Consider the following 20911-nt stretch of genomic DNA (forward strand, 5'->3'; position numbering starts at 1 on the left):
CGATCAGACACGTCTGTCGGTTAATCTCCCCGGATGCTCGATACCGCCGCAACCCCGCCGCCGCGCCTCGCCGTGCGCTGCACCCGGGTGCTGCTCTCGCCGTGGTCGCGGCTGTCCCTGCTCGTGCTGCTGCTGGCCGCGGCCGGCACGGGCGTGCTGCTCTTCGAGCCGCAGCGGCTGCTCTCCGACGGCTGGCCGGCGCAGCTCACCGGGGCCGCCGCGGTAGGCGTGTTCGCGGTGGCGTACGGCATGTGCACCGTGGCGTTCGTGCCGCGGCCGCTGCTCAACCTCGCGGCGGGCGCGCTGTTCGGCGCGCAGGCGGGGCTCGCCGCGGCGGTCGCGGGCACGGTCCTCGGGGCCGGTGTCTCCTTCGGGCTCGGCCGGCTGCTGGGCCAGGACGCGCTGCGGCCGCTGCTGCGGGGGCGCTGGCTGAAGGCCGCCGACGGCCAGTTGAGCCGGCACGGCTTCCGCTCGATGCTGGCGGCGCGCCTCTTCCCCGGCGTGCCGTTCGCGGCGGCCAACTACTGCGCGGCCGTCTCCCGCATGGGGCTGCTCCCCTTCCTCCTCGCCACGGCGATCGGCTCGGTCCCGAACACGGCGGCGTACGTGATAGCGGGCGCCCGCGCCGACACCCCGACGTCCCCCGTGTTCCTGCTCGCGATGGGCTTCATCGCGGTGTCGGCGCTGGGCGGCGCGGCGGTGGCCTGGCGCAAGAGGCACCGGCTGCGCGGCGGGCTCTGACCCGGCGGGGCCCGCCGCGTCACCTCACAGGGCTTCGAGGACCGTGGCGTTGGCGAGACCGCCGGCCTCGCACATGGTCTGCAGGGCGTACCGCGCCCCGCGGGCCCGCATGGCGTGCACCAGCGTGGTCATCAGCCGGGTGCCGCTGGCGCCCAGCGGGTGGCCGAGGGCGATGGCGCCGCCGTGGACGTTCACCTTCCGCTCGTCGGCGCCGGTCTCCCGCAGCCAGCACAGGACGACGCTCGCGAACGCCTCGTTGACCTCGAACAGGTCGATGTCGCCGAGGGCCAGGCCCGCCCGGCGCAGCACCTGCTCGGTCGCGGGCAGGATGCCGGTGAGCATCAGGAGCGGGTCGGAACCGGCGACGGCGAAGCTGTGCAGGCGGGCGAGCGGGCGCAGCCCGAGCCGGGCGGCGTTCTCGCTGGTGGTGATGAGCACCGCCGAGGCCCCGTCATTGAGGGGGCTGCTGTTGCCCGCGGTGACCGACCAGTCGATCTGCGGGAAGCGCTCGGCGAAGGCGGGGTCCTCGTAGGCGGGCCTGAGCCCGGCGAGGACCTCGGGCGTGGTGGCGGGGCGTACGGACTCGTCGCGGGTGACGCCGTCGAGCGGCGCGACCTCGGCGTCGAAGAGCCCGCCCTCCCAGGCGCGGGCGGCCTTCTGGTGCGAGCCGGTGGCGAAGGCGTCCATCTCGTCGCGGCCGATGGACCACTTGGCGGCGATGAGTTCGGCGCTGATGCCCTGCGGGACGAGCCCCTCGGGGTAGCGCTCGGCGATGCCGGGGCCGAAGGGGTCGGCGCCCGCGGGCACGTTCGACCACATCGGTACGCGGCTCATGGACTCCACGCCGCAGGCGATCGCCATGTCGTAGGCGCCGGCGAGCACGCCCTGCGCGGCGAAGTGCACGGCCTGCTGGGAGGAGCCGCACTGGCGGTCCACGGTGGTGGCGGGCACGGACTCCGGGAAGCCCGCGGACAGGGCGGCGTACCGGGTGGTGTTCATGGCCTGTTCCGCGACCTGGTCGACGCAGCCGCCGATCACGTCGTCGATCCGGGCCGGGTCCACCCCGGCGCGCCCGACGAGCGTCCGCAGGGTGTGGGCGAGGAGGTCGACGGGGTGCACGTGGTGGAGGGAGCCGCCCGGCTTGCCCTTGCCGACGGGGGTGCGTACCGCTTCGACGATGACGGCGTCGCGCATGGGAGATGCCTCTCGCGCAGGCCGGGCCGCGGGCCCGGCGGGCTGGGTGAGTTTGAAAACTGGACGCACTGACGTACTCCACGGTAACCAAGTGCGTTGGTTTTTCCAACCCACCCTTAGACTCGTCTCCATGCGCCGTACGCCGACCACGCCCGAGATGCCCGCGACGCCTGGGACACCTGCCGAGGCTGGTGGTGTCACTGGCGGAGCCGCCGGTACCACTGGTGCCGCCGGTACCGCTGGTACGGGCACCGCCGCTGCCGTGAAGGGTCCGCGCCCCTGCACCATCGCCGACACGCTCGCCCTCGTCGGGGAGAAGTACTCGCTGCTCGTCCTGCGCGAGGTCTTCCTGGGGGCGCGCCGCTTCGACCAGCTCGTCCGCAACACGGGGGCGCCGCGTGACGTCCTGACGGCGCGGCTGCGCCGCCTGGTGGAGGCGGGGGTCCTGGAGAAGGTCCGCTACAGCGAGCGCCCGCAGCGCTTCGAGTACCGGCCGACGGCGGCGGGCCTGGAGCTGGAGTCCGTCCTCATGACCCTGATGGCGTGGGGCGACCGGCATCTGCGCACCCCGCACGACCGGCCCATGGTCATCGAGCACGCCTGCGGGCACCCGCTCACTCCCGTGGTCACGTGCGCCAGCTGCGGTGACGCGGTCCGCCACGACGATCTGACGGCCCACCCGCAGGCACCGGGCTGGACGGTCACGGGACCGGCCCCGACGGGACCGGCCCGGACTCCGGCCTCGCCCCCGTCCGCGTCCCCGTCCGCCGACTGAGGGCCCACCCGCGCCCGGCCCACCCGCGCCCGGCTCGCACGCGCGCCTCCGGCGCAGGGAGCCCCCCACCGCGCCGATCCCCGTCGGCCGCTGATCCTCGGCGGTCGCCGATCCCCACCGATCCCCGCCGGGGCGAGAACACCCGACCGCCCGACCACCCGACCGCCCGACCGCCGGGCCGCCCGACCGCCCGACCGCTAAAAGCGGCCCTCCCACAGGTGCGTAACTTTGTGACGCTACGCTGCCCCCGGCGAGGCACCGTGATCCCCCGGATCACCCCCATCCCTCCTGGCCGACCACCACCCGGAACCCGCACGGACGCACCCCTCACCCACCGCACCCATCACGCCCCAGCTCAGCACCGCACCCACCGCACCGCCGCCCTCGCCGCCCCGGTCCCCTTCCCCCGCCTCTGACCGCCACCTCACGGGTCAGCGCACGATCAGCATCTGGACGGCGCAGTTCTCATGTCTTGGCTCGAATCGTTCATCCTCGGACTCGTCCAGGGACTGACCGAGTTCCTCCCGATCTCCTCCAGCGCCCATCTGCGGCTGACCGCGGCCTTCGCGGGGTGGCACGACCCGGGAGCCGCGTTCACCGCCATCACGCAGATCGGCACCGAGACCGCCGTCCTGATCTACTTCCGCAAGGACATCGGCCGCATCATCGCGGCGTGGTCCGGCTCGCTCGTGGGCAAGGTGCCGCGGTCTGACCACGACGCGCAGATGGGCTGGCTGGTGATCGTCGGCTCGATCCCGATCGGCGTGCTGGGCGTGACGCTCAAGGACCAGATCGAGGGACCGTTCCGCGACCTGCGCCTCATCGCCACGACCCTGATCGTCATGGGCGTCGTCCTGGGCGTGGCCGACCGCCTCGCCGCCCGCGACGAGACCGGCGGCAGGCACCGCGCCGTACGCCACCGCAAGGACCTCAAGGAGCTGGGCGTCCGGGACGGCCTCATCTTCGGCGTGTGCCAGGCGATGGCCCTCATCCCCGGCGTCTCCCGCTCCGGCGCGACCATCAGCGGCGGCCTCCTCATGGGCTACACCCGCGAGGCCGCGGCCCGCTACTCCTTCCTCCTCGCCATCCCGGCGGTCCTCGCCTCGGGCGCCTACGAACTCAAGGACGCGGGCGAGGGGCACGTCTCCTGGGGCCCGACCATCTTCGCCACGATCATCGCGTTCGTGGTCGGATACGCGGTCATCGCCTGGTTCATGAAGTTCATCACGACCAAGAGCTTCATGCCCTTCGTCTACTACCGCATCGTGCTCGGCATCGTCCTGTTCGTGCTGGTGGGAATGGGCGAACTGAGCCCCCACGCCGGCGAGTCCGCCGACTGAGACGGCCTTCCGGGGCCGGTTTCCGCCTGGCTGACTCCGCCCAGCGCGTGCCCACGCTCGTCGGCCTCCTGCTCATCGCCGACGCCTGCGACGTCCCGCTCGCGGACCTCGTCCACCGACCGGCACCTCGCGCGGACACGGCCACGCATGCCACACCACGCGGGCCCCGGCACCGGACGGCGAGTCCTTCACGTAGGACTCGGTCCCCTCGCCGGGCCGGATCGGCTCGTGGCAGCGCCAGCACAGCGGCGCGCCCGCGCTCACGGCCGCACCTCGCCCTCGGCCGGGTACTCCCGCAGTTCCCGCAGGCGGCGGGCGAGCTCCGCCAGACGCACGGCCGCGGCAGTCGGACCCGCGTGCGGGTCCGGCTCCTCGCCCACCGCCTCCAAGGCATCACGCGCCGCGTCCATGGCCTTGAGGTGCCGGTACCACTCCCGGCTGCGCACCGGCGCCGCGGCGGCCGCCCGCTCGGCTCCCGGCAGACGGAGTCGGATCTCGGCGACGAGCCGCCGGTGGACCTTGGCGGTCTCCTCCGGAGGGGGCAGCGTCGCGGTGGCCCCGAGGGCGAGCGCCAGGAGTTCGTCGAGCTGCGTCCTGGTCGTCATGAGCGTGTCCCTACTGCGATGGTGTCCACCCCGGCCCACGCGGCCAGCGCCCGCAGCACGACGGCCAGACGCCGCTCGCCGAGCGGCAGAACGCGGTCGAGGAGAACCTGGCGCCCGAGCGCGATGGCGAGCACGACCTCCAGGAAGGCGTACTCGGCGTCGTCCAGCTCAAGCTCGGCGAGGCGGAGGGAGAGGTGGGTCCAGTCCGCCCGTACGCCGTCCTCGGTCTGCGCGACCAGGACGCGCCGCACGGCCAGGCGGGCCAGCAGCTCGCGCTCCTGGAGGAGCATGGTCACCGCGATCCGGTCGCGGTCCTCGGTGGCCCAGGCGCGCAGGCGCACTTCGACAGGCTCGGGCCCGGGAGGGGGCGGGGTGTGGTCGTGGTGCACGGTCATCCGAATGCCTCCGCAGGAAGTTTCGGGCCGCCCGGGCCCAGCGCCGCTCCCAGCCGGTCAGCCTGGTGCAGGCGGCCGGAGCCGTCGGGGAGCTCCAGCCAGGAGCGGCCGCCTGTCGAGGGGCCCGCGGGCGGAGCCTGTGAGATCCAGCCCGGTGGGTGGACAGCGACAGCGTGAGGACGTACGTCACTGAGCTGTTCGGCCGTGTCGGTAGGCGCGAGCCACGAGGCGCACGGAACACGCACATCCACGAGGAGCGGTCCACGGTGCCGGGCGGAGGTCCCTTGAAGAGCGCCGAGCGCCACGGTGGGGGCCTTCTCGGCGGCGAACTGGTGTGTGCCGCTCGAGGGAGGGGCGAGGCTGCCCGTGTTCGAGACCTCACGCACGATCGCAGGGCGTGGGGAGCACAACGAGGCAAACCATGCGTCGACCGCCTCGCAGTGGGCGGCGCGCGTCGGTGCGTCCATGACCAGCACCGTAGGGACCGTGGTTGCCGCGGCGCGCGACGATTTCGCGGTATTTCTCCGGACGAGCAGCGGATTTCTCGCCGTGACTCACATCGAATCGAGCGAGGCACGCGCACGAGTGATGAGCCGGTGCGCCTGCGGCCCGGACACAGAGGCCCCCTCGAGTTCGTCCCACACGGTGCGGTAGAGCGCGAGCTCCGCCGGATCGGTGATGCGCAGTTCGGCGCCAATGGTCTCCACCATGACCAGGCTGTCGTCGTAGAGCCAGAAGCCGTGCGTGGGCACCACGGTCAGGTCCGCCCCCAGCGGCACGATGCCGAGCTGCACCGAGGGCATGCCGAGCATGCCGCTCAAACGGTCGAGTTGCCACGCCATGACGTCCGGCGGGCACAGGAGCATGCGCAGGGCCGCTTCCCAGATGAGGAAGCGGAAGGCGCGGCCCGGGGCGTAGAGAGCCTGCTGGCGTTGCAGGCGGGCGTTCACGCCGGCGTCGATGTCCTGCGTGGTCCGATGCAGGGTGGTGGTGCGGATGAACATGTGGCGGGCGTACGCGGGCGTCTGCAAGAGCCCCGGAATGACGGCGGACTCGAAGTTGCGTACGTCCGCGGCAGCGGTTTCGGTCGCCGCCCAGGCTTCCTGCCGGGCACGGACTCCTGCGGCCAACTGGCGGCGCCACGCCGCGTAATGCGTCTCCAGGGTCCTGAGGCGGCTGGTCAGCTCGGCCAGTACCTCCGGCACGGCCAGAGTCTGCGTCCACACCTTCAGGTCATCAGCCGTAGGCGCCTGCTTGCCCGTCTCGATTTTGCTGACCTTGGACGGGGGCCAGCCGAGCCGAGCGGCGAAGGCCTTGCCGTTCAACCCGGAATCGGCGCGCAGCTCACGGAGCCGCGCGCCGAGTGCATGCCGGGCTGCCTGGTAGTCGCTCACCGGGGAGGCGGGTTCTCCTTCATGTGGTCCTCGAAGGTGATCGCATGGTGCCACGCCGCGTCCCGCCACTGCACGTGGGCCAGGACGTCCGCCGGGTCGTCGGAGAGCACGACACCCAGGAACCGGTCATGCTCGCCGAACTGGAGCCGGGCCACGGTGCGGCTGTCGAACAGCCAGTAGTCGTACCCGGGCAGTCCCAGCGTGCCGGCACGAGACCGATCCAGGTAGCGGATGTCCTCGCCGACGGCGAGGTTGTGCGGGGTGCCCCACAGCTCGAACCGCAGATAGTCGGACGGTGGGTTGTCGATGATCCGTACTCGCGTGATCCGCTTGCCTCTGCCGGTCTCCTCGCGCATCAGCTCCAGCCACGGTTCGAACCAGTCGAGGCCGGGATCGTCACCGGCCAGGAACCGGCGGAACGGCTCGTCCTCCTCGGGAATCCCATAGGCGGTGCGCACCTCCAGTCGGTACGCGGTGTACCGCATGTCGCGGAAGAGCTGGAGGAAGTTCTCACCGCTGACCAGTTCAGGCACCGGTCACCTTCCCGGCGTGCATCTCGAACAAGGCGGCGGGCACGATGACGGCGTCTTCCCCGGGCTTGAGTTGCAGCAGTTGCGCGCGCTTGGCCGGGTCTGCGAGTCCGACGCCTTGGACGATGATGTCGCCGGTCTCGGTGTCGCGGTAGAAACTGGGGCATCCACCGCCCTGTGAGGTGTTGCTGCTGCCGAGGAACTCGAGCGCCATGGACTCACCCTTCGTCGGGAATGGGAGGTTCAGTGTGGTGGTGATACCGATCCGGCGGGGCTGCGTTGCTCGAAATTTCCCATCTGGTCGCTGCAACCTAGGGGATTGCTCGCAACAGCGGCCCGCGTGAGCAAGGCGCGCTGTCAGCGGGAGCCACTGAAGCGCCCGTTCGTGTTGGTGGGAGTGGGTGAACTGAGCCCGCGCGGCGACGAATCCGCCGATTGGCCGGCCGGGGCGGGGCGGGGTCGCTGTGCCGGGGCCCGGCCGGTGACCGCCTTCCTGGCCCCCTCCGGACCTTCTCCCCTTTCCTTACGTGGCAGGCGCACGTCCTAGGCATCCGAGTAGCGGTCCCGGACCTCGGGGAGGGGGCGGAAGCCCGCGGCGGTGCAGGTGGTGACGGCGCCGGTGTTGGAGCTCCGGATGCGGACGGCGGCGCGGGACACTCCCAGCTTCCGGAGCGCGGCCGCCGGGGCCCGGCGGCCGTCCCCGCTCCCGCCGCGGGAGGCGTGACGGGTCAGGTGTGGGGCGGCGGGTCGTCGTCGTCCGGCTGTCCGGGCCCGGGGCCGGGATCAGGCGGGGAGTCCGGGCGGTCGGCCACGGTGCCGGTCGGCCGGGCGGGCGTCGTACCGGCCGCTTCGCCGGTCGTGGTGCCACCGGCCACGCGGTCGTCGATGACGATCGTGACGGGGGGTACGCCGTCGCCGCGGTGCGGGTGCTCGACGACGTCCCGCACGGTCTGGGTGAGCCGCTCGTGGAGGTGGCCCGCGATGGCCCGGGTGCCCGGGTCGTCGTCGGTCCGGCTGACGCCGCGCAGTCGGGTGAGGGCCGCGACGAGGCTCGGCCCTGACACGCGGACGCTGACGGCCTCGCCGTCCTCGACCACGCTGCCCGGCACCCGGAAGTGCCGGTCCGGGCTCGCGTGCTCGACGACGAAGGCCCAGGTGTCGCGGTGTGCCCTGACGGTGGCGCAGGAGATCCCTGCCGCCCTCAACAGGGTCCTCGTCTCGGTCTCGGCGGCCTCGGGGCACCCCTCGCGAGGCTCTGTACGGGGCTCTTCGGATGGCTCTTCCCGGGTCGGCCGGGGTACCCGGCGCGAGAGGCGGGCGAGGTCGTCGAGCGCGCCGTGCACCGCTCTCAGCTCGCTGTCGACGCGTGCGAAGCCGGTGGTGACGGCGTCCTCGGTGCTCCGCCGCGCCTGGTCGGCGGCCTGCTGCCGGTCGCTCACGCGCCTGTTCAGCGCTTCCAGTTCGCCGAGGACCCGGCGAAGGAGGTCGCCGGTGCCGTCGTCCCCGTGGGGATCGCTGCCGCGGTACCTGCCGAATACGCCCATGTACGCCCCTTCGCGTCGGCGGTGACCCGGCAAGGGTGCGGGCATATCGACAAGGCGACAAGACAGCCCTGCGGGCGGCTGTCGGCACGACACCGGACAGTGGCCGGCCACGGGGAGCAACGCGCCTGGTGACGACGGTCGGCGCCGCCGCGCGGCCGGTGCACGGCGGGCGGTTGCACAGCGCGGAGCGGGGCGTTCGAACGGCCGGGCGCGCTCACGGCGCTCCCCCCGGAGCCGGTGGGCGCCCCCACGGTTCGCCACCCCCGCGCCATTCCCGCACCTCCCCGATCCCCGTCCATCCCCACACCTCACCCATCTCCGTCCAAAATGCGAGGGCCAAGAGGGCCGGGGGGCTATGCCGGGGGGCGATGGAGGGCAGCCGAGCCGCGGGCCTAGTACACGGCCGAGCCGCGGGCCTAGTACACGACCGACACGATGCGGCACACAGCCTCCGCCAGTCGGCGCTCGCCGCGGGTGCGGGTGCGGCCGAGCGCGGTGGCCGGGTCGATGCCGCGCGTGCACAGCCGCCACGCCGTGTCCGGGTCCCACTCCACGACCGCCGCGGGCCGCCCGGCGGGCGGCCGGGCCAGGCTCCAGCGGTCCCGCTCGGCGGTGACGGTCCACCTACCGCCCGCCGGGCCGTCGACACGCACCTCCACCTGGGTGCCGACGGGGGCCTCCGTGTCCCGCAAGGTGTGCGGCAGGGCACGCAGGAACGTGTCCAGGACCACGGCGAGTGGTTCGGGGGCGAGGTCGCTCCCCAGGCCGACGGCGTGCCGCAGTTGCTGGCGGTGGGTCCAGAACTCGGTGAACTCGCGGGCGCAGTCCAGCCACATGGGTGCCGGGTCGGCCCCCGCCCAGGACACGCCCAGCGAGGCGGCCGCCGGGTCGGCGGTCGCGAAGAGCCGGGTGACCTGCCGGCCCACCAGGTCCAGGGTGTCGACCAGGGCGGCGGGGCTGACCCGCGCCCAGGCGTCGACCCACTCCTGGTTGGCGCGGTGGATGAAGGCCTCCAGCGTCTCGCCCGGCGCGGGGCGCGGTCCGCCCTCGTGGCGGTCGCGGTCCCGGCCGAGGCGCCCGTAGTAGTCGCCGAGGACGTGCGCGGCGAGATCGCGCACCGTCCAGCCGGGCACCGCCTCCCGGTGCCAGTCGGCGGGCGCCGCCCCGCGCAGGGTCGCCAGCAGCGCCTCGTGCTCGGCGGCGAACAGCGGGCGCGCGTCGACGGGCGCGCCGAGCCACGCGTGGCCATGCGCCCCGGAGGGACCGGATTCCATGGCCCCACCTTGCGGGGCCGCGCCACCGGCGGGCCAGTGAATATCCGGTACCGCCCCCCCGTACGGACAGCGGCCCGGCCCCGGTCGGCACGTCCGTCACACGTGCCTCCGCGCAGCTCAGGGGGCCGTCGTGCATCACATCGCCCCTTCGGGGCATCTGTAGCGCCTGGCACGACCGAACCCCGCGCTCTCCGGTGGACGCCGGGCAGAAAGAGAGGAAGCCTGGTGGAGAACCCTCTCCCCTCACACCCCACGGAAGGCACCATGGCGCGTCCGCTCACCACCGACGCGCCCCCGGCGTCCCCCGTCCCCCCGGCACGGATGTGGCGGCTGCCCGGTGTCTACGCGCCGCAGGCCGACACGCGCCTGCTCGCCCGCGCCCTGCAGCGCGAGGGCGTGGCGGGCCTGGACGTCCTGGACGTCGGGAGCGGCAGCGGGGCGCTCTCCGTGTACGCCGCGCACTTCGGCGCCCGGGTCACCGCCGTCGACGTCTCCCGCCGGGCCGTGTGGACCACGCGGTTCAACGCCTGGCGCGCCGGCCGTCGTCTCACCGCCCTGCACGGCAGCCTGGACGCGCTCGAAGGACGCCGCTTCGACGTCCTGGTCAGCAACCCTCCCTACGTGCCCGCGCCGAACCCGGCCCCTCCCGCGCGCGGCGCCGCCCGCGCCTGGGACGCCGGGTACGACGGACGGCACGTGATCGACCGGATCTGTGCCGCGGCGCCCCGGCTGCTGCGCCCGCACGGCGTGTTCCTGATGGTCCACTCCGCTCTCAGCGGCACCGAGACGACGCTCATGCGCCTGGAGGAGGCGGGCCTGCGGGCCAAGGTGAGCGAGCGGGCGCTGATCCCGCACGGCCCCGTGCTGCGCTCCCGCCAGGAGTGGCTGCGCGCCCGGAACCTGATAGGCCCGGACGAGACGCTGGAAGGGCTGGTGGTGATCCGTGCCGAACTCCGCTGAGCCCCGGCAGGCCCCCGGCCGGGCACCGTGCCCGGCGGCAACGGCTCCGGTCCCGGCCCCGGCCCCCGCGCAGGACGCGCGGCGCGTCACCGTCGACCCGGCGGGCCCCCTGCTGGTGGAGGGGCCGGTCGAGGTCGTGACCGCCGACGGCACCGTCGTACGGTCCGACCGCTTCGTCGTCGCCGTGTGCGCCTGCCGCCGTACGCGTACGCCGCCCTGGTGCGACACCAGCCACCGCCGCCGCACCAAGGGCTCCCCCGCCCCCGAGGGCGCCCCGCGCGCGGCGGAGCCCGGGAACCGGTCGGGCTCCGCGGACCCGGCGGGCTCCCCCGACGCCCCGGGCCCCGAGCACGCGCCCGGCCCGCAGGGCCCGTACGACTCGAAGAACACGTACGACTCGAAGGAGACGTACGACCCGAAGGGCCCACCCGACCCGCAGGGTCCGCACCACTCGAAGGACGCGAAGGACGCGCCGTGACCCACCTGCCGCCCCCACGCGGGCCCCTCTCGCACGCTGTCATCACCGCCCTGCGCGACGGTCCCGACGGCCTCGCGCACGACCCCGCCGCCCTCCGCGGCGCCGACCCGTGGGGCGAGGACCTGCACCTCGCCCTGTACGTGCTCTACGAACTGCACTACCGGGGCTTCGACTCCGTCCCCGACGACCTGGAGTGGCACCCGGCCCTGCTGACCGTGCGCCGCGGCCTGGAGGACGCCTTCCTCTCCGCGCTGCGTGCCGCCGTTCCCACCGGGCGCACGGCCGCGCAGGCCCTTGACGAGCTGCTCGTCGAGCCCGTCGAGCCCACCGGGAGCGTCAGCCACCACCTGGCCAAGGACGGCGAGGTGTGGCAGGTGCGGGAGTACGCCGCGCTGCGGTCGCTCTACCACCTCAAGGAGGCCGACCCGCACGCCTGGGTGCTGCCGCGCCTGTACGGCCGGGCCAAGGCCGCGATGGCGGCGATCGAGTACGACGAGTTCGGCGCGGGCCGCGCCGAGCGCGTGCACGCCCAGCTCTTCGCCGACCTGATGAGCGACCTCCGGCTCGACCCGACGTACGGCCGCTACCTCGACCAGGCCCCCGCCGATGCGCTCGTGGTCGTCAACCTCATGTCGCTGTTCGGCCTGCACCGCGCGCTGCGCGGCGCCCTCGTCGGGCACTTCGCCACGGTGGAGATCACCTCCCCGCCCGGCTCCCGGCGCCTGGCCGCCGCCATGCGCCGCCTGGACGCGGGCGCGGCCGCCGAGCACTTCTACGCCGAGCACGTCGAGGCCGACGCCGTGCACGAGCAGGTGGTCCGCCGCGAGGTGGTGGCCGGGCTGCTGGCCGACGAGCCGGACCTCGACGCCGACGTGGCCTTCGGGGCGGACGCGACCGTCCTGGTGGAGGACCGGTTCGCGGCGTACCTGCTGGACGCGTGGGGGCAGGGCCGCTCGGCGCTGCGCGGCGAGCACGCCCCCGCCCTCGCCGGACACGCCCCCTGACCCCCTGATCGTCTGATCGTCTGAACACACGCAGCGCCGACGAGCCCCGGCAGGCCGCCGCGCCGCTCGTTCCGGCCCCGGCACGGGGCTGGGCCGGGTGAGCGCGGCGGGCCCCCGGGGCTCGCCGTGCTGCCCGGGGCCACCGGCGGAGCGGGCGGGCGCGGGGACGGGCCCGGCCGGGCGGGGCCGGGCCCGTCGCGCTCGTCCCTGTGCGGGCGGCGTCAGGCCGGTAGGGACCGGGGCGGACGCCTCACAGCTGCCCCTCGCCGGTCTCCTCCACGTCGGGCTCCTCCACGACGTGCACCGCGGCCTCCTCGGCGCCCGCCGCGCCCCCGTCCACGCCCACGTCGGAGGCGACGAGGTCCTTGGTGGTGTCCCGGCTCACGCCCTCGTCCGGGGCGACCAGGCGGCCGGCGCGGTCCGCCCCGGTCTCCGGGTCCCGGGGCTCGCCCTCGCCGCCGGGCAGGTCGCCGATGCCGTCCCCCGCGGGCGGTTCCGTGTCCGGCACCTCCCGGCTCAGCCGCTCGTCGAGGGACTCGCCCTCGCGCTGCTCCGCCGCCGTGACACCGGTCTCGTTGACGCCCAGGGGCTTCTCCGGGGGCGAGTAGCCCTCGTCGAGCATGTCGTCGTACGTGCGCTCGTCCACGGCGTCCTGGAGGTCCAGGGGCGCCGCGTCCTCCTGCTCCTCGTTGTCGCCGGTGGGCTGATAGGCGTCGTCCGCCATGCTGCTGTCACTCATGGCACCTCCTGCTTCCGCGGTATCGGGGCGGCTCAGGGATCTCCAGGCCGCCGGTGCCTCTCGGTGCCCGTCACAGACCTCGCCAAACGTGTCCGGCCCCCACCGGCACGGCCGTGACCGTCCTGCTGGCGCTCCCGCCCGGCGGACCGCACACCGCTGCCCAGGCCCTTCCCCACCTGCACACATCATGGGCCGGACGGCGCGGCTTCGCAGCCGGTCGGCGCGGGGCGGACGAGTGCGCGGAGCCGCGCGGCGCGGAGCACCGGCAGGAGTGGCCGGGCGCCGCGGGGGCATGCGGTCGGGCAGAGCGCGACTTTCGGCAGGGGGCCGGGCGGCCGGTCGACACGTCCTGCCGGGAGTGTCACCGTCGGGCTCCCGGTGGTTCGTGTCCGCCCGCCGCGCGGACGGGTGGAGCGGGGGTGACAGCGATGCGGCCGGGCGACGGCGACGAGGACGACGGCCGGGGCCGCGGCGGTCCGAGGGGCGGCGGTCGGCGGGACGACAGCCCCAGGGGTGGCGCCCGGCCGGGTGAGGACGAGCGGCACCGGGGGTCCGCCGAGGCTGTGACGGCTGCCACCGCTCGGGCCGGGCAGACGCCCGGGGCGCTGTGCCGGGCCTGCGTGCGGCTGCTTCCGGTCACCGGCGCGTCCGTCTCCCTCGTCGTCGACCGGACGGCCCGGGTCCTCTGGTACGCCACCGACGACACCGCCGCCCGGCTGGCCGAGGCGCAGTACACGCTGGGCGACGGGCCCGGCCAGAGCTGTCTCGACCGCACGGCGCCGGTGCTCGCCGCCGACCTCGGCGCGGGCCCGGACGCCCGCCGCTGGCCCGTCTTCGCGGCGCAGGCCGTGGAGCTGGGCGCGCGGGCGGTGTTCTCGCTGCCGCTGGTGGCCGACGGGCTGACCATCGGTTCCCTGGACCTGTACCGCGACGCCCCGGGACCGCTGCCCGAGGGCGATCTGCGCACCGCCCTGCTGGTAAGGGACGCGCTCGCCCTCGCCCTGCTGAACCTGGGTTCGACGGCCGCCGAGGAAGGGCGGGGCGACGTGGACGGGGCCGGGTCCTGGGTGGAGGCCGCGCAGGGCGCCCGCAGCGAGGTCCACCAGGCCACCGGGATGGTCATGGTCCAGCTCGGCATCGGCCAGGAGCAGGCCTTCGACCGGCTGCGGGCCCGCGCCTTCACCGAGGGCCGCACGGTCAGCGAGGTGGCGAGGGACGTGGTGGCCCGCAGGCTCTGCTTCCGGGCGAACGAGGAGGACGCGCGCCGTGGCACTGGGCCGCGCCCCGGGGCCGACCGCGCCGGGCCCGGTGGTGACGACGGGGCGGACGGGGCCGACGGCGCCGACGGAGCCGAGGAGTGGCGGCGGGGCTGAACGACACCGCGGAGGCGCGCGGGAGTCCGGCACCAGGGCCCTGCGCCTTTGCCGTATCGGCAACCACATTTGCTTCCGCGGCGAGGTCTCGCGCACGGTCGTCGCATGGAGGTGGTCACGGTGACCGAGCACATGGACGACAGGACCCAGCAGGACGACAGGGCACCGCAGGACGACAGGACCCAGCAGATGGACGGCAGCTACGACGTGGTGGTGGTCGGCGGCGGTGCCGCCGGACTGAACGGGGCCTTGATGCTCGCGCGGGCGCGGCGCTCCGTGGCGGTGATCGACGCGGGCGCCCCGCGCAACGCCCCGGCGGGCCAGGTGCACGGGCTCCTCGGCCGGGAGGGCATGCCGCCCGCCGAACTGCTGGAGCGCGGCCGGGCGGAGGTGCGCGGGTACGGCGCCCACGTGGTGTCCGGCTCGGTGGAGTCGGCGGCCCGGGACGGCGAGGGCTTCGTCGTCGCGCTGGCCGACGGCCGCGGTGTCCGGGCGCGGCGGCTCCTGGTGGCGACCGGCCTCGTCGACGAGCTGCCGGACGTGCCGGGGCTGCGCGAGCGCTGGGGGCGGGACGTGCTGCACTGCCCGTACTGCCACGGCTGGGAGGTTCGCGACCAGGCCGTCGGCGTACTGGCGAGCGGGCCGATGTCGGTGCACCAGGCGCTGCTGTTCCGGCAGTTGAGCGACGACGTCACCTTCTTCACCCACACCGGGGCGGCCTTGAAGGACGAGGAGGCGGAGCAGTTCGCGGCCCTCGGCATCCGGGTCGTGGACGGGGAGGTGACCGGTCTGGAGGTGGCGGACGACCGGCTCGTCGGCGTGCGGCTGCGCGGCGGCGCCACCGTCGCGCGTGAGGCCCTCGTGGTCGCGTCGCGCATCGTGGCGCGCGCCGGTTTCCTGGCGGCGCTGGGGCTGCGGGCGGTCGAGCACCCCATGGGCGTCGGCGCGTACGTCCCGTGCGACGCGACCGGCCGCACCGAGGTGCCGGGCGTGTGGGTGGCGGGCAACGTCACCGACCTGACCGCCCAGGTGGGCGCGGCCGCGGCGGCGGGCGCCGCGGCGGGTGCCCAGATCAACGCCGACCTGGTCGCCGAGGACACCCGGCGGGCCGTGGCCGCCCGGCGGCGGGCGGCGGCCGTCAGAGCGTGACGAGGGTCAGCACCAGGCCCACCAGCCCGGTGGCCACGCCCGCCGCGGCCTGCTTGCGGCCGGCACCGTGCATGCGGTGGGCGTTGGCGAGCCCGGTGACGCCGAGGACGAGGGCCGGCACGGGGATGGTGCCCGTGACGGCCCGCAGCGGCGGGAACAGGGCCCCGGCGACGGACAGGGTGCCGTAGGCGAGGGCGAGGGTGGCCAGGCCGTTGAGCGGGCCCTTCGCCGGGGCCGGGGCGGGTGCGGTCTGCGCGGCGGGAGCGGGCGCGAGCGTGTTCATGAAGGCGTCGTCCTGGTGGCTCGGGGCGGAGGGGAGGGGCGCGCGCGACAGGCACGCGGAGGCGGTTCGGGGCGGCCCGGCGCGGGCAGTGCCGACGGCGCCGTCGACCCCAGGGGGGCCGATCCCGGGGCGGCCGCCGACGACGCACTCGGGGTGCCGTCGGCCCCACCGGGGTCGTCATCGATCCCACCGGGGTCGCAGCGTGCTCACTGAGACTGCCGTCAGCCCCCAGGGGATCCGTCGACCTCACCAAGGCCGCCGTCAGACCCCACCGAGGCCATCGTCGCCCTCACTGAGGCCGCCGTCAGGCCCCACTGGGGCCGTCGACTCCACCGAGGCTAGGGAGCCAGCAGCCATAGATCAAAGACGCATATCCATGGGCAGCCATAGGATCCCCCTATGGCCACCCCTACGCTGCGGCAGCTCGAGTACCTCGTCGCCGTCGTCGAGACCGGCACCATCACCGACGCCGCCGCCCGGCTCCGCGTCTCCCAGCCGACCCTGTCCCAGCAGCTCAAGAGCCTGGAGCGGGCGGTGGGCACGCCCCTGCTCGAGCGCACGCCGCGCGGGGCGCACCTCACGCCGGCGGGCCGCGCCTTCCTGCCGGGCGCCCGGCACGCCCTGACGGGGGCCGAGCGGGCCGCCGGGGCCGCCCGCGCCGTGGCCGACATGGTCCACGGCGAGCTGCACCTCGCCGCCGTGCTGAGCGTCGCCCTGGGCGTGGTCCCCGGCGTGCTGGCCGCCTGGCACCGGCGGCACCCCCGCGTCGACGTCGTCCTGCACGAGTACGCCGACCTCGGCTCCTTCGCCCGGGCGGTGACCGACGCCACCGCCGACGTGGCCCTCGGCCCGCTGCCCGAGGGCTGGGAGGGGCCCCACCACCCGCTCGGCGCCGAGGAGTTCGTCGCGCTCGTGCCGCCCGGGGACCCGCTGGCCGGGCGCCTGACCGTGCGCCTGGAGGAGCTGGCCGACCGCCCCTGGGTCCAGTACGGGCGCCACCACGCCCTGGCCGCCACCGTCGAACAGCTCTGCGCCGAGGCGGGGTTCACCCCGCACGCGGCCATCCGCTCGACGCAGACGGCCGCCGTGCCCCGGCTCGTCGCCGCCGGGCTCGGCGCCGGCCTGGTGCCCGCCAACGTCCTCACCCCGGACTTCCCCGGCACGGCGCTGCGCCTGGTGCCGCGCAGACGCCGCCCCCTGGCCGTGTTCACCCGCCCCGGGCCGCACCCGCTGATCGCCGAGTTCGTCACCACCGCGCGCGAGCACGCCCGCCTCACCCCCGAGCACCTGGCCGGACGGCTCGCCTAGGCCCGAGGAGGCCCGATCCGGACGGCCACGGGGAAGCGTCGGCCGGGCCGCCGGGGTGGTCCACACTCTTGCGCGATTGACGCGCGCATGCCAGTTTCCTTGGTCGGTACGTACTCCCACACGTACCGCGGTACGCCCCACGTCACCGTTGAAGGAGACCCCCCACATGAGACGCACCACGTCCGCGCGGCTCGTCCTGTCCGCCCTCCTCGTCACCGGCTTCCTCGCCCTCGGCGTGACGCCGGCCGGGGCCCGGAGCGAACCGCCCGCCCCGTCCCAGGTCAACGCCCTCAGCGCCCAGGTCGAACGGCGGTTGGGCGACGACAGCGCCGGTACGTACGTCGACCGGCGGACCGGCGAGCTGGTCGCCACCGTCACCAGCGACGCCGCGGCCGAACGCGCCCGCGCGGCGGGCGCGGTCCCCAAGCGGGTGACGCGCGACGCCGCCGCACTCGACGCCGCCATGGACGCGCTGGAGTCCCGCGCGAAGATACCCGGGACGTCCTGGGGCCTCGACCCGCGCACCAACCAGATAGCCGTGCAGGCCGACCGGTCGGTGTCGGCCCGCGACCTGGCCCGGCTGCGCCGCGTGGCCGACTCACTCGACGGCGCGGTCCGCGTCAGCCGCGTACCCGGCACCTTCCGGCGCGAGGTGGCGGGCGGCGACGCCATCTACGGCGGCGGCTCCCGCTGCTCGGCCGCCTTCAACGTCACCAAGGGCACCACCCGTTACTTCGTCACCGCCGGCCACTGCACCAATCTCAGCTCCACCTGGTCGGCCACCTCCGGCGGCGCGGCGATCGGCACGCGCGAGGGCACCAGCTTCCCCACCAACGACTACGGCCTCGTGCGCTACACCAACGGCTCGAACCCGGCGGGCAACGTGACCCTCCACAACGGGAGTTTCCAGGAGATCTCCTCCGCCGCCGACGCCGTCGTGGGCCAGTCGATCCGCAAGAGCGGCTCCACCACCAAGGTGACCAGCGGCACCGTCACCGCCGTCAACGTCACCGTCAACTACAGCGACGGGCCCGTGTACGGCATGGTCCGCACCACCGCCTGCTCCGCGGGCGGCGACAGCGGCGGCGCCCACTTCGCGGGCACGGTCGCCCTCGGCATCCACTCCGGCAGCTCCGGCTGCTCGGGCACCAACGGCTCCGCCATCCACCAGCCGGTGCGGGAGGCGCTGGCCGCGTACGGCGTCAGCGTGTACTGACGCACGGCCCCGCCCACGGCGGGGACCCGCCCCGGCGGCGGCCCGTCAGGACGCCAGCCGCGCCTCCAGCGCCAGGACCTCCTCCGCCGCCCGTACGGCGTCGGGGCAGGCCACGGCGATCAGCCCCCAGTTGCCCGGCACGGACGTGAGGGCCCTGGCGTAGGTCGTCGGGGTGCGGCGGTCGACGAGGCGGCGCAGCCGGGGCAGGTCCATGTCGGGCGCGGGCCGGATGACCTTGGTCGCGGCCGAGACGCCGCCTCCGGCGCGGCCGGGGGCGGCGAGCACGCCGCGGCTCTCGTCCAGGAAGGCGTGCAGGTAGTCGGCGCCGCACGCGGAGAGGTTCAGGTCCTGCATGGCCACCAGGGGCGTGTCGCCGAAGCGGCCGCCGACGCGGGCGATCGCGAAGTCGATGCCGCCGTTGACCAGGCCGCGCCCCTGGAAGACCTGGACGAAGGCGGCCATGGCGCGTCGCACGCGCGCGTAGTGGCCGTCCGTGATGCCGAACGCCGCGTGGGTGGACTCGTCGAGGAAGACGTTGCCCTCCCACACGGTGCCGTTGAGGAACTGCAGGGCCATGCCGTCGGCCAGGGTCCCGCCCCGCACGTGCAGGGACGGGGCGAGCAGGAACTCGTGGCCGGTGACGGCGTGTCGCAGGTAGTCGGCGTGGGCCTCCAGGAGGTAGTCCTCGCCGGAGCGGGCCGCCTGGTGGGCCAGAGCGGCGAGCACGGCCGGGTCGTCGAGCGGCACCCCGACGTGGATGCGCTGTCCGGTGCCGCCCCTGACGGGTTTGAGGCAGCCGCGGCGCAGGCCGTACCGCTCCCGCAACAGCCGTGCCGCGAGGCGGAGCCGGTCGGCGAAGGCGGTCTCGGCGGGGCCGCTGCGGCCGTTCCCCGAGGCGCCGTTCGCCTCGGGGGCGCCCGCCCGGCCGGCGGGGCGGCCCCCGGCCTCGTCCGGTGCGCCGCCGGGTTCTGTCCGGATCCCGCCGCTCGCGGCGGCGTCCCCGAGCGCGCCGTCCCACTCGACGGTGTACCCGGGCAGCCGCGGCACGGCCAGGCCGAACGCGCGGTACAGCGGTGTGAGGGCCGACTCCTCGTCGAGGACGTCGAACGGGGCCCGCCCGGGCGCGGGCACCGGCAGCTCCCCGGCCGCCCGGGCCGTGGGGTGCAGGACGGCCTTGTGCCCCCAGCGCTCGGATATCTCCGGGGAGTTGGCCTCGACCAGGAGCCGGTCGAGGCCCGCGGTCCGCGCGAGCCACAGGAGCAGCACCCGCAGCGGTGCGTCCAGGGCGTAGACGCGGACGACGCACGCGGGGTCGGCGCGCAGCCGGTCGATCACCGGGCCGAGGGTCCGCGACCACCGGTCGGCGGGGCCGTCGGCGAGCTTCAGCAGGGCGTGGCTGAGGTGGAAGTGGTCCAGGTCGGGGACCTCGACCGTCGGGTGGCCCACCGCCGCCTGCCGCCAGGGCCCGGTCCTGCCGACGAGGAGGTCGTCGGGGTGCGCGAGGCAGACCGAGCGGGCCTCCAGGATGGTGGGCCAGTCCTCGGCCGGCTCACCGGCCGCGAGGCGCTCCAGGGCGCCCTCGTACATGCGCTTGGCCAGGGGCGGCGAGTAGATCACGATGCCGGGCCGGTCGCGGTCGGCCCCGACCGGGACCAGCTCCGCGCGGGCGGCGGCCTCGGCCGCGGCTGGGTCCATCCCGAGGAGCCGGCGGCAGATGCCCGCGAACTCCTCCGGCGCGAGGCCCGCCGGTCCGACGTGGAACCCCGTCCAGGGCACGACGCGCCCGTCCGGCAGGGCGACTTCCCAGTGGTCCCGGGCCACGCGGCCCTCCCGCCTCTCCGCCGTCGACACCAGCAGCCTCCTGACGTGAGCCCTGGCTCCTGGCGTGGCCTTGAGCGGGCGCGGGACCGTCGCGTGCTGTGTGCAGTGTTGCCCACAACCGGCCGGGGGTCACCACCGCCGTCAGGGCGTCCGGCGGGCTTTGGCGCGTTGTACTCCCCCGGAGGCGGCGGCCCGGGCCGCCCGCCAGTCGGCGGCGTCGAGGAAGTGCACGTCGTAGCGGTCCTGCTGCGGCAGGAGGCTGTCGAAGGAGTCGAGGCCGTGCTGGACGCGCCCCAACGTCCGGAAGTAGTCGAAGCGGTCGACGCCGGGCGTGAGGACCACCAGCAGGTCGGCGGTGTCCCCGGCGGCGGCGCCGAAGGCGTGCGGCGTCCCCGGTTCCACCACGACCAGGCCGCCCCGCCCCACGGTGACGAGTTCGCCGTCCAGGAAGAAGTCCACCGTGCCGTCGAGGACGTGGAACAGCTCCGTCGACCGGGCGTGGTGGTGCGGGCCGGCGCCGTCCGCCCCTTCGCCGAGGGTGAGCCGGTTGGCTCCCAGGGCGCCCCCGGTCGCCGTCGCGTCGACGAGCAGGTCGAAGCCGCCGCCGTGGGGCAGCGGCACGTGCTCGGCCGTGCCGGGCGGCACCACCAGCGCGCCGGGCACGGGCGTGCGGGAGGCACCGCTCGCGGCCGCGCGGCTGCTCGCTTCCGGGTGGTCAGGGGCGTGTGCGTACCGGCTCATCCAGGGCTCCTCGGGTCGGGCGGGCCGCGGCGCGGCTCGCGGAACCC

General features: G+C 75.0%; 21 protein-coding genes and 1 pseudogene. 10 read left to right on the top strand and 12 right to left on the bottom strand.

Going from position 1 to position 20911, the window contains the following annotated elements:
* Positions 1-33: 33 nt before the first annotated feature.
* Positions 34-741, top strand: coding sequence for a VTT domain-containing protein (locus QK440_RS13315; RefSeq protein ID WP_282793284.1), 708 nt, complete (start codon positions 34-36; stop codon positions 739-741).
* Between the two features lie 24 nt (positions 742-765).
* Here the strand turns inward: QK440_RS13315 and QK440_RS13320 are convergent, their stop codons facing one another.
* A complete protein-coding gene (locus QK440_RS13320; protein WP_282793285.1) occupies positions 766-1935 on the bottom strand; it encodes a thiolase family protein in 1170 nt (389 codons plus the stop codon).
* A 262-nt stretch (positions 1936-2197) separates the two neighbouring features.
* Between QK440_RS13320 and QK440_RS13325 the strand changes: the two genes are divergently transcribed.
* A complete protein-coding gene (locus tag QK440_RS13325; RefSeq protein WP_282793286.1) occupies positions 2198-2710 on the top strand; it encodes a helix-turn-helix domain-containing protein in 513 nt (170 codons plus the stop codon).
* A 467-nt stretch (positions 2711-3177) separates the two neighbouring features.
* Positions 3178-4050, top strand: a complete 873-nt coding sequence (locus QK440_RS13330) for an undecaprenyl-diphosphate phosphatase (RefSeq protein ID WP_282793287.1) — start codon at positions 3178-3180, stop codon at positions 4048-4050.
* Positions 4051-4310: 260 nt separating this feature from the next.
* Here the strand turns inward: QK440_RS13330 and QK440_RS13335 are convergent, their stop codons facing one another.
* The 7 genes from QK440_RS13335 to QK440_RS13365 all read right to left on the bottom strand — a co-directional run bounded on the left by QK440_RS13335 (position 4311) and on the right by QK440_RS13365 (position 9792).
* The gene (locus QK440_RS13335; protein ID WP_282793288.1) at positions 4311-4655 is read right to left on the bottom strand and encodes a DUF6415 family natural product biosynthesis protein; all 345 of its coding nucleotides are present in this window, start codon (positions 4653-4655) and stop codon (positions 4311-4313) included.
* Entirely contained in the window at positions 4652-5050 is a 399-nt protein-coding gene (locus QK440_RS13340) for a hypothetical protein (RefSeq protein WP_282793289.1), read from the bottom strand. Before QK440_RS13340 ends, QK440_RS13335 begins: the two co-directional genes overlap by 4 nt.
* A 554-nt stretch (positions 5051-5604) precedes the next feature.
* The gene (locus QK440_RS13345; RefSeq protein ID WP_282793290.1) at positions 5605-6444 is read right to left on the bottom strand and encodes a helix-turn-helix transcriptional regulator; all 840 of its coding nucleotides are present in this window, start codon (positions 6442-6444) and stop codon (positions 5605-5607) included.
* Positions 6441-6977 carry a DUF6879 family protein gene (locus QK440_RS13350; protein WP_282793291.1) on the bottom strand — a complete coding sequence of 179 codons (537 nt, stop codon included), beginning with the start codon at positions 6975-6977 and terminating at the stop codon, positions 6441-6443. Before QK440_RS13350 ends, QK440_RS13345 begins: the two co-directional genes overlap by 4 nt.
* Complete coding sequence (locus tag QK440_RS13355; RefSeq protein ID WP_282793292.1) at positions 6970-7188, bottom strand: hypothetical protein; 219 nt, start codon at positions 7186-7188, stop codon at positions 6970-6972. The genes QK440_RS13350 and QK440_RS13355 overlap by 8 nt, the downstream gene beginning before the upstream one ends.
* Before the next feature lie 514 nt (positions 7189-7702).
* Positions 7703-8518 (bottom strand): hypothetical protein, encoded by an 816-nt coding sequence (locus QK440_RS13360; RefSeq protein WP_282793293.1) that lies wholly within the window; start codon positions 8516-8518, stop codon positions 7703-7705.
* Positions 8519-8934: 416 nt separating this feature from the next.
* Complete coding sequence (locus QK440_RS13365) at positions 8935-9792, bottom strand: maleylpyruvate isomerase family mycothiol-dependent enzyme (RefSeq protein WP_282793294.1); 858 nt, start codon at positions 9790-9792, stop codon at positions 8935-8937.
* Positions 9793-10056: 264 nt separating this feature from the next.
* On the opposite strand from QK440_RS13365, the gene QK440_RS13370 reads away from it, so the two are divergent.
* From QK440_RS13370 to QK440_RS13380, 3 genes and pseudogenes are all read left to right on the top strand, one after another.
* Complete coding sequence (locus QK440_RS13370; RefSeq protein ID WP_282793295.1) at positions 10057-10752, top strand: HemK2/MTQ2 family protein methyltransferase; 696 nt, start codon at positions 10057-10059, stop codon at positions 10750-10752.
* 109 nt (positions 10753-10861) lie between these two features.
* Positions 10862-10996: pseudogene (locus QK440_RS13375) on the top strand (CDGSH iron-sulfur domain-containing protein); the annotation flags it as partial.
* Positions 10997-11226: 230 nt separating this feature from the next.
* Positions 11227-12234: an iron-containing redox enzyme family protein gene (locus tag QK440_RS13380; RefSeq protein ID WP_282793296.1), complete on the top strand. Its 1008-nt coding sequence runs from the start codon at positions 11227-11229 to the stop codon at positions 12232-12234.
* Between the two features lie 250 nt (positions 12235-12484).
* Here the strand turns inward: QK440_RS13380 and QK440_RS13385 are convergent, their stop codons facing one another.
* On the bottom strand, positions 12485-12973 hold the full coding sequence (locus QK440_RS13385; protein ID WP_282793297.1) for a DUF5709 domain-containing protein: 489 nt from the start codon (positions 12971-12973) through the stop codon (positions 12485-12487).
* Between the two features lie 428 nt (positions 12974-13401).
* On the opposite strand from QK440_RS13385, the gene QK440_RS13390 reads away from it, so the two are divergent.
* Together QK440_RS13390 and QK440_RS13395 are read left to right on the top strand one after the other, a co-directional pair.
* The gene (locus tag QK440_RS13390; RefSeq protein WP_282793345.1) at positions 13402-14346 is read left to right on the top strand and encodes a GAF and ANTAR domain-containing protein; all 945 of its coding nucleotides are present in this window, start codon (positions 13402-13404) and stop codon (positions 14344-14346) included.
* A gap of 189 nt (positions 14347-14535) precedes the next feature.
* On the top strand, positions 14536-15495 hold the full coding sequence (locus tag QK440_RS13395) for an NAD(P)/FAD-dependent oxidoreductase (RefSeq protein WP_282793346.1): 960 nt from the start codon (positions 14536-14538) through the stop codon (positions 15493-15495).
* Here the strand turns inward: QK440_RS13395 and QK440_RS13400 are convergent.
* Positions 15485-15778, bottom strand: a complete 294-nt coding sequence (locus QK440_RS13400; RefSeq protein ID WP_282793298.1) for a hypothetical protein — start codon at positions 15776-15778, stop codon at positions 15485-15487. The two genes, QK440_RS13395 and QK440_RS13400, sit on opposite strands and share 11 nt — an antisense overlap.
* 399 nt (positions 15779-16177) lie before the next feature.
* On the opposite strand from QK440_RS13400, the gene QK440_RS13405 reads away from it, so the two are divergent.
* On the top strand, positions 16178-17086 hold the full coding sequence (locus QK440_RS13405) for a LysR family transcriptional regulator (RefSeq protein ID WP_282793299.1): 909 nt from the start codon (positions 16178-16180) through the stop codon (positions 17084-17086).
* Between the two features lie 166 nt (positions 17087-17252).
* On the top strand, positions 17253-18302 hold the full coding sequence (locus tag QK440_RS13410) for a S1 family peptidase (protein ID WP_282793300.1): 1050 nt from the start codon (positions 17253-17255) through the stop codon (positions 18300-18302).
* A gap of 45 nt (positions 18303-18347) precedes the next feature.
* Here the strand turns inward: QK440_RS13410 and QK440_RS13415 are convergent, their stop codons facing one another.
* Both QK440_RS13415 and QK440_RS13420 read right to left on the bottom strand, forming a co-directional pair.
* Positions 18348-20153: a hypothetical protein gene (locus QK440_RS13415; protein WP_282793301.1), complete on the bottom strand. Its 1806-nt coding sequence runs from the start codon at positions 20151-20153 to the stop codon at positions 18348-18350.
* Positions 20154-20264: 111 nt separating this feature from the next.
* Positions 20265-20864: a cupin domain-containing protein gene (locus tag QK440_RS13420; RefSeq protein ID WP_282793302.1), complete on the bottom strand. Its 600-nt coding sequence runs from the start codon at positions 20862-20864 to the stop codon at positions 20265-20267.
* Positions 20865-20911: the final 47 nt, after the last annotated feature.

The sequence above is a fragment of the Streptomyces sp. CC224B genome (genome assembly GCF_030010595.1).
Taxonomy (GTDB): Bacteria; Actinomycetota; Actinomycetes; order Streptomycetales; family Streptomycetaceae; genus Streptomyces; species Streptomyces longispororuber.

Bases quoted from the DNA above. Each gene is read 5' to 3' on its own strand.
- QK440_RS13315 (WP_282793284.1), top strand. From the start codon at position 34: ATGCTCGATACCGCCGCAACCCCGCCGCCGCGCCTCGCCGTGCGCTGC.
- QK440_RS13320 (WP_282793285.1), bottom strand. From the start codon at position 1,935: ATGCGCGACGCCGTCATCGTCGAAGCGGTACGCACCCCCGTCGGCAAG.
- QK440_RS13330 (WP_282793287.1), top strand. From the start codon at position 3,178: ATGTCTTGGCTCGAATCGTTCATCCTCGGACTCGTCCAGGGACTGACC.
- QK440_RS13335 (WP_282793288.1), bottom strand. From the start codon at position 4,655: ATGACGACCAGGACGCAGCTCGACGAACTCCTGGCGCTCGCCCTCGGG.
- QK440_RS13340 (WP_282793289.1), bottom strand. From the start codon at position 5,050: ATGACCGTGCACCACGACCACACCCCGCCCCCTCCCGGGCCCGAGCCT.
- QK440_RS13355 (WP_282793292.1), bottom strand. From the start codon at position 7,188: ATGGCGCTCGAGTTCCTCGGCAGCAGCAACACCTCACAGGGCGGTGGA.
- QK440_RS13360 (WP_282793293.1), bottom strand. From the start codon at position 8,518: ATGGGCGTATTCGGCAGGTACCGCGGCAGCGATCCCCACGGGGACGAC.
- QK440_RS13365 (WP_282793294.1), bottom strand. From the start codon at position 9,792: ATGGAATCCGGTCCCTCCGGGGCGCATGGCCACGCGTGGCTCGGCGCG.
- QK440_RS13370 (WP_282793295.1), top strand. From the start codon at position 10,057: ATGGCGCGTCCGCTCACCACCGACGCGCCCCCGGCGTCCCCCGTCCCC.
- QK440_RS13385 (WP_282793297.1), bottom strand. From the start codon at position 12,973: ATGAGTGACAGCAGCATGGCGGACGACGCCTATCAGCCCACCGGCGAC.
- QK440_RS13390 (WP_282793345.1), top strand. From the start codon at position 13,402: ATGCGGCCGGGCGACGGCGACGAGGACGACGGCCGGGGCCGCGGCGGT.
- QK440_RS13395 (WP_282793346.1), top strand. From the start codon at position 14,536: ATGGACGGCAGCTACGACGTGGTGGTGGTCGGCGGCGGTGCCGCCGGA.
- QK440_RS13400 (WP_282793298.1), bottom strand. From the start codon at position 15,778: ATGAACACGCTCGCGCCCGCTCCCGCCGCGCAGACCGCACCCGCCCCG.
- QK440_RS13405 (WP_282793299.1), top strand. From the start codon at position 16,178: ATGGCCACCCCTACGCTGCGGCAGCTCGAGTACCTCGTCGCCGTCGTC.
- QK440_RS13410 (WP_282793300.1), top strand. From the start codon at position 17,253: ATGAGACGCACCACGTCCGCGCGGCTCGTCCTGTCCGCCCTCCTCGTC.
- QK440_RS13420 (WP_282793302.1), bottom strand. From the start codon at position 20,864: ATGAGCCGGTACGCACACGCCCCTGACCACCCGGAAGCGAGCAGCCGC.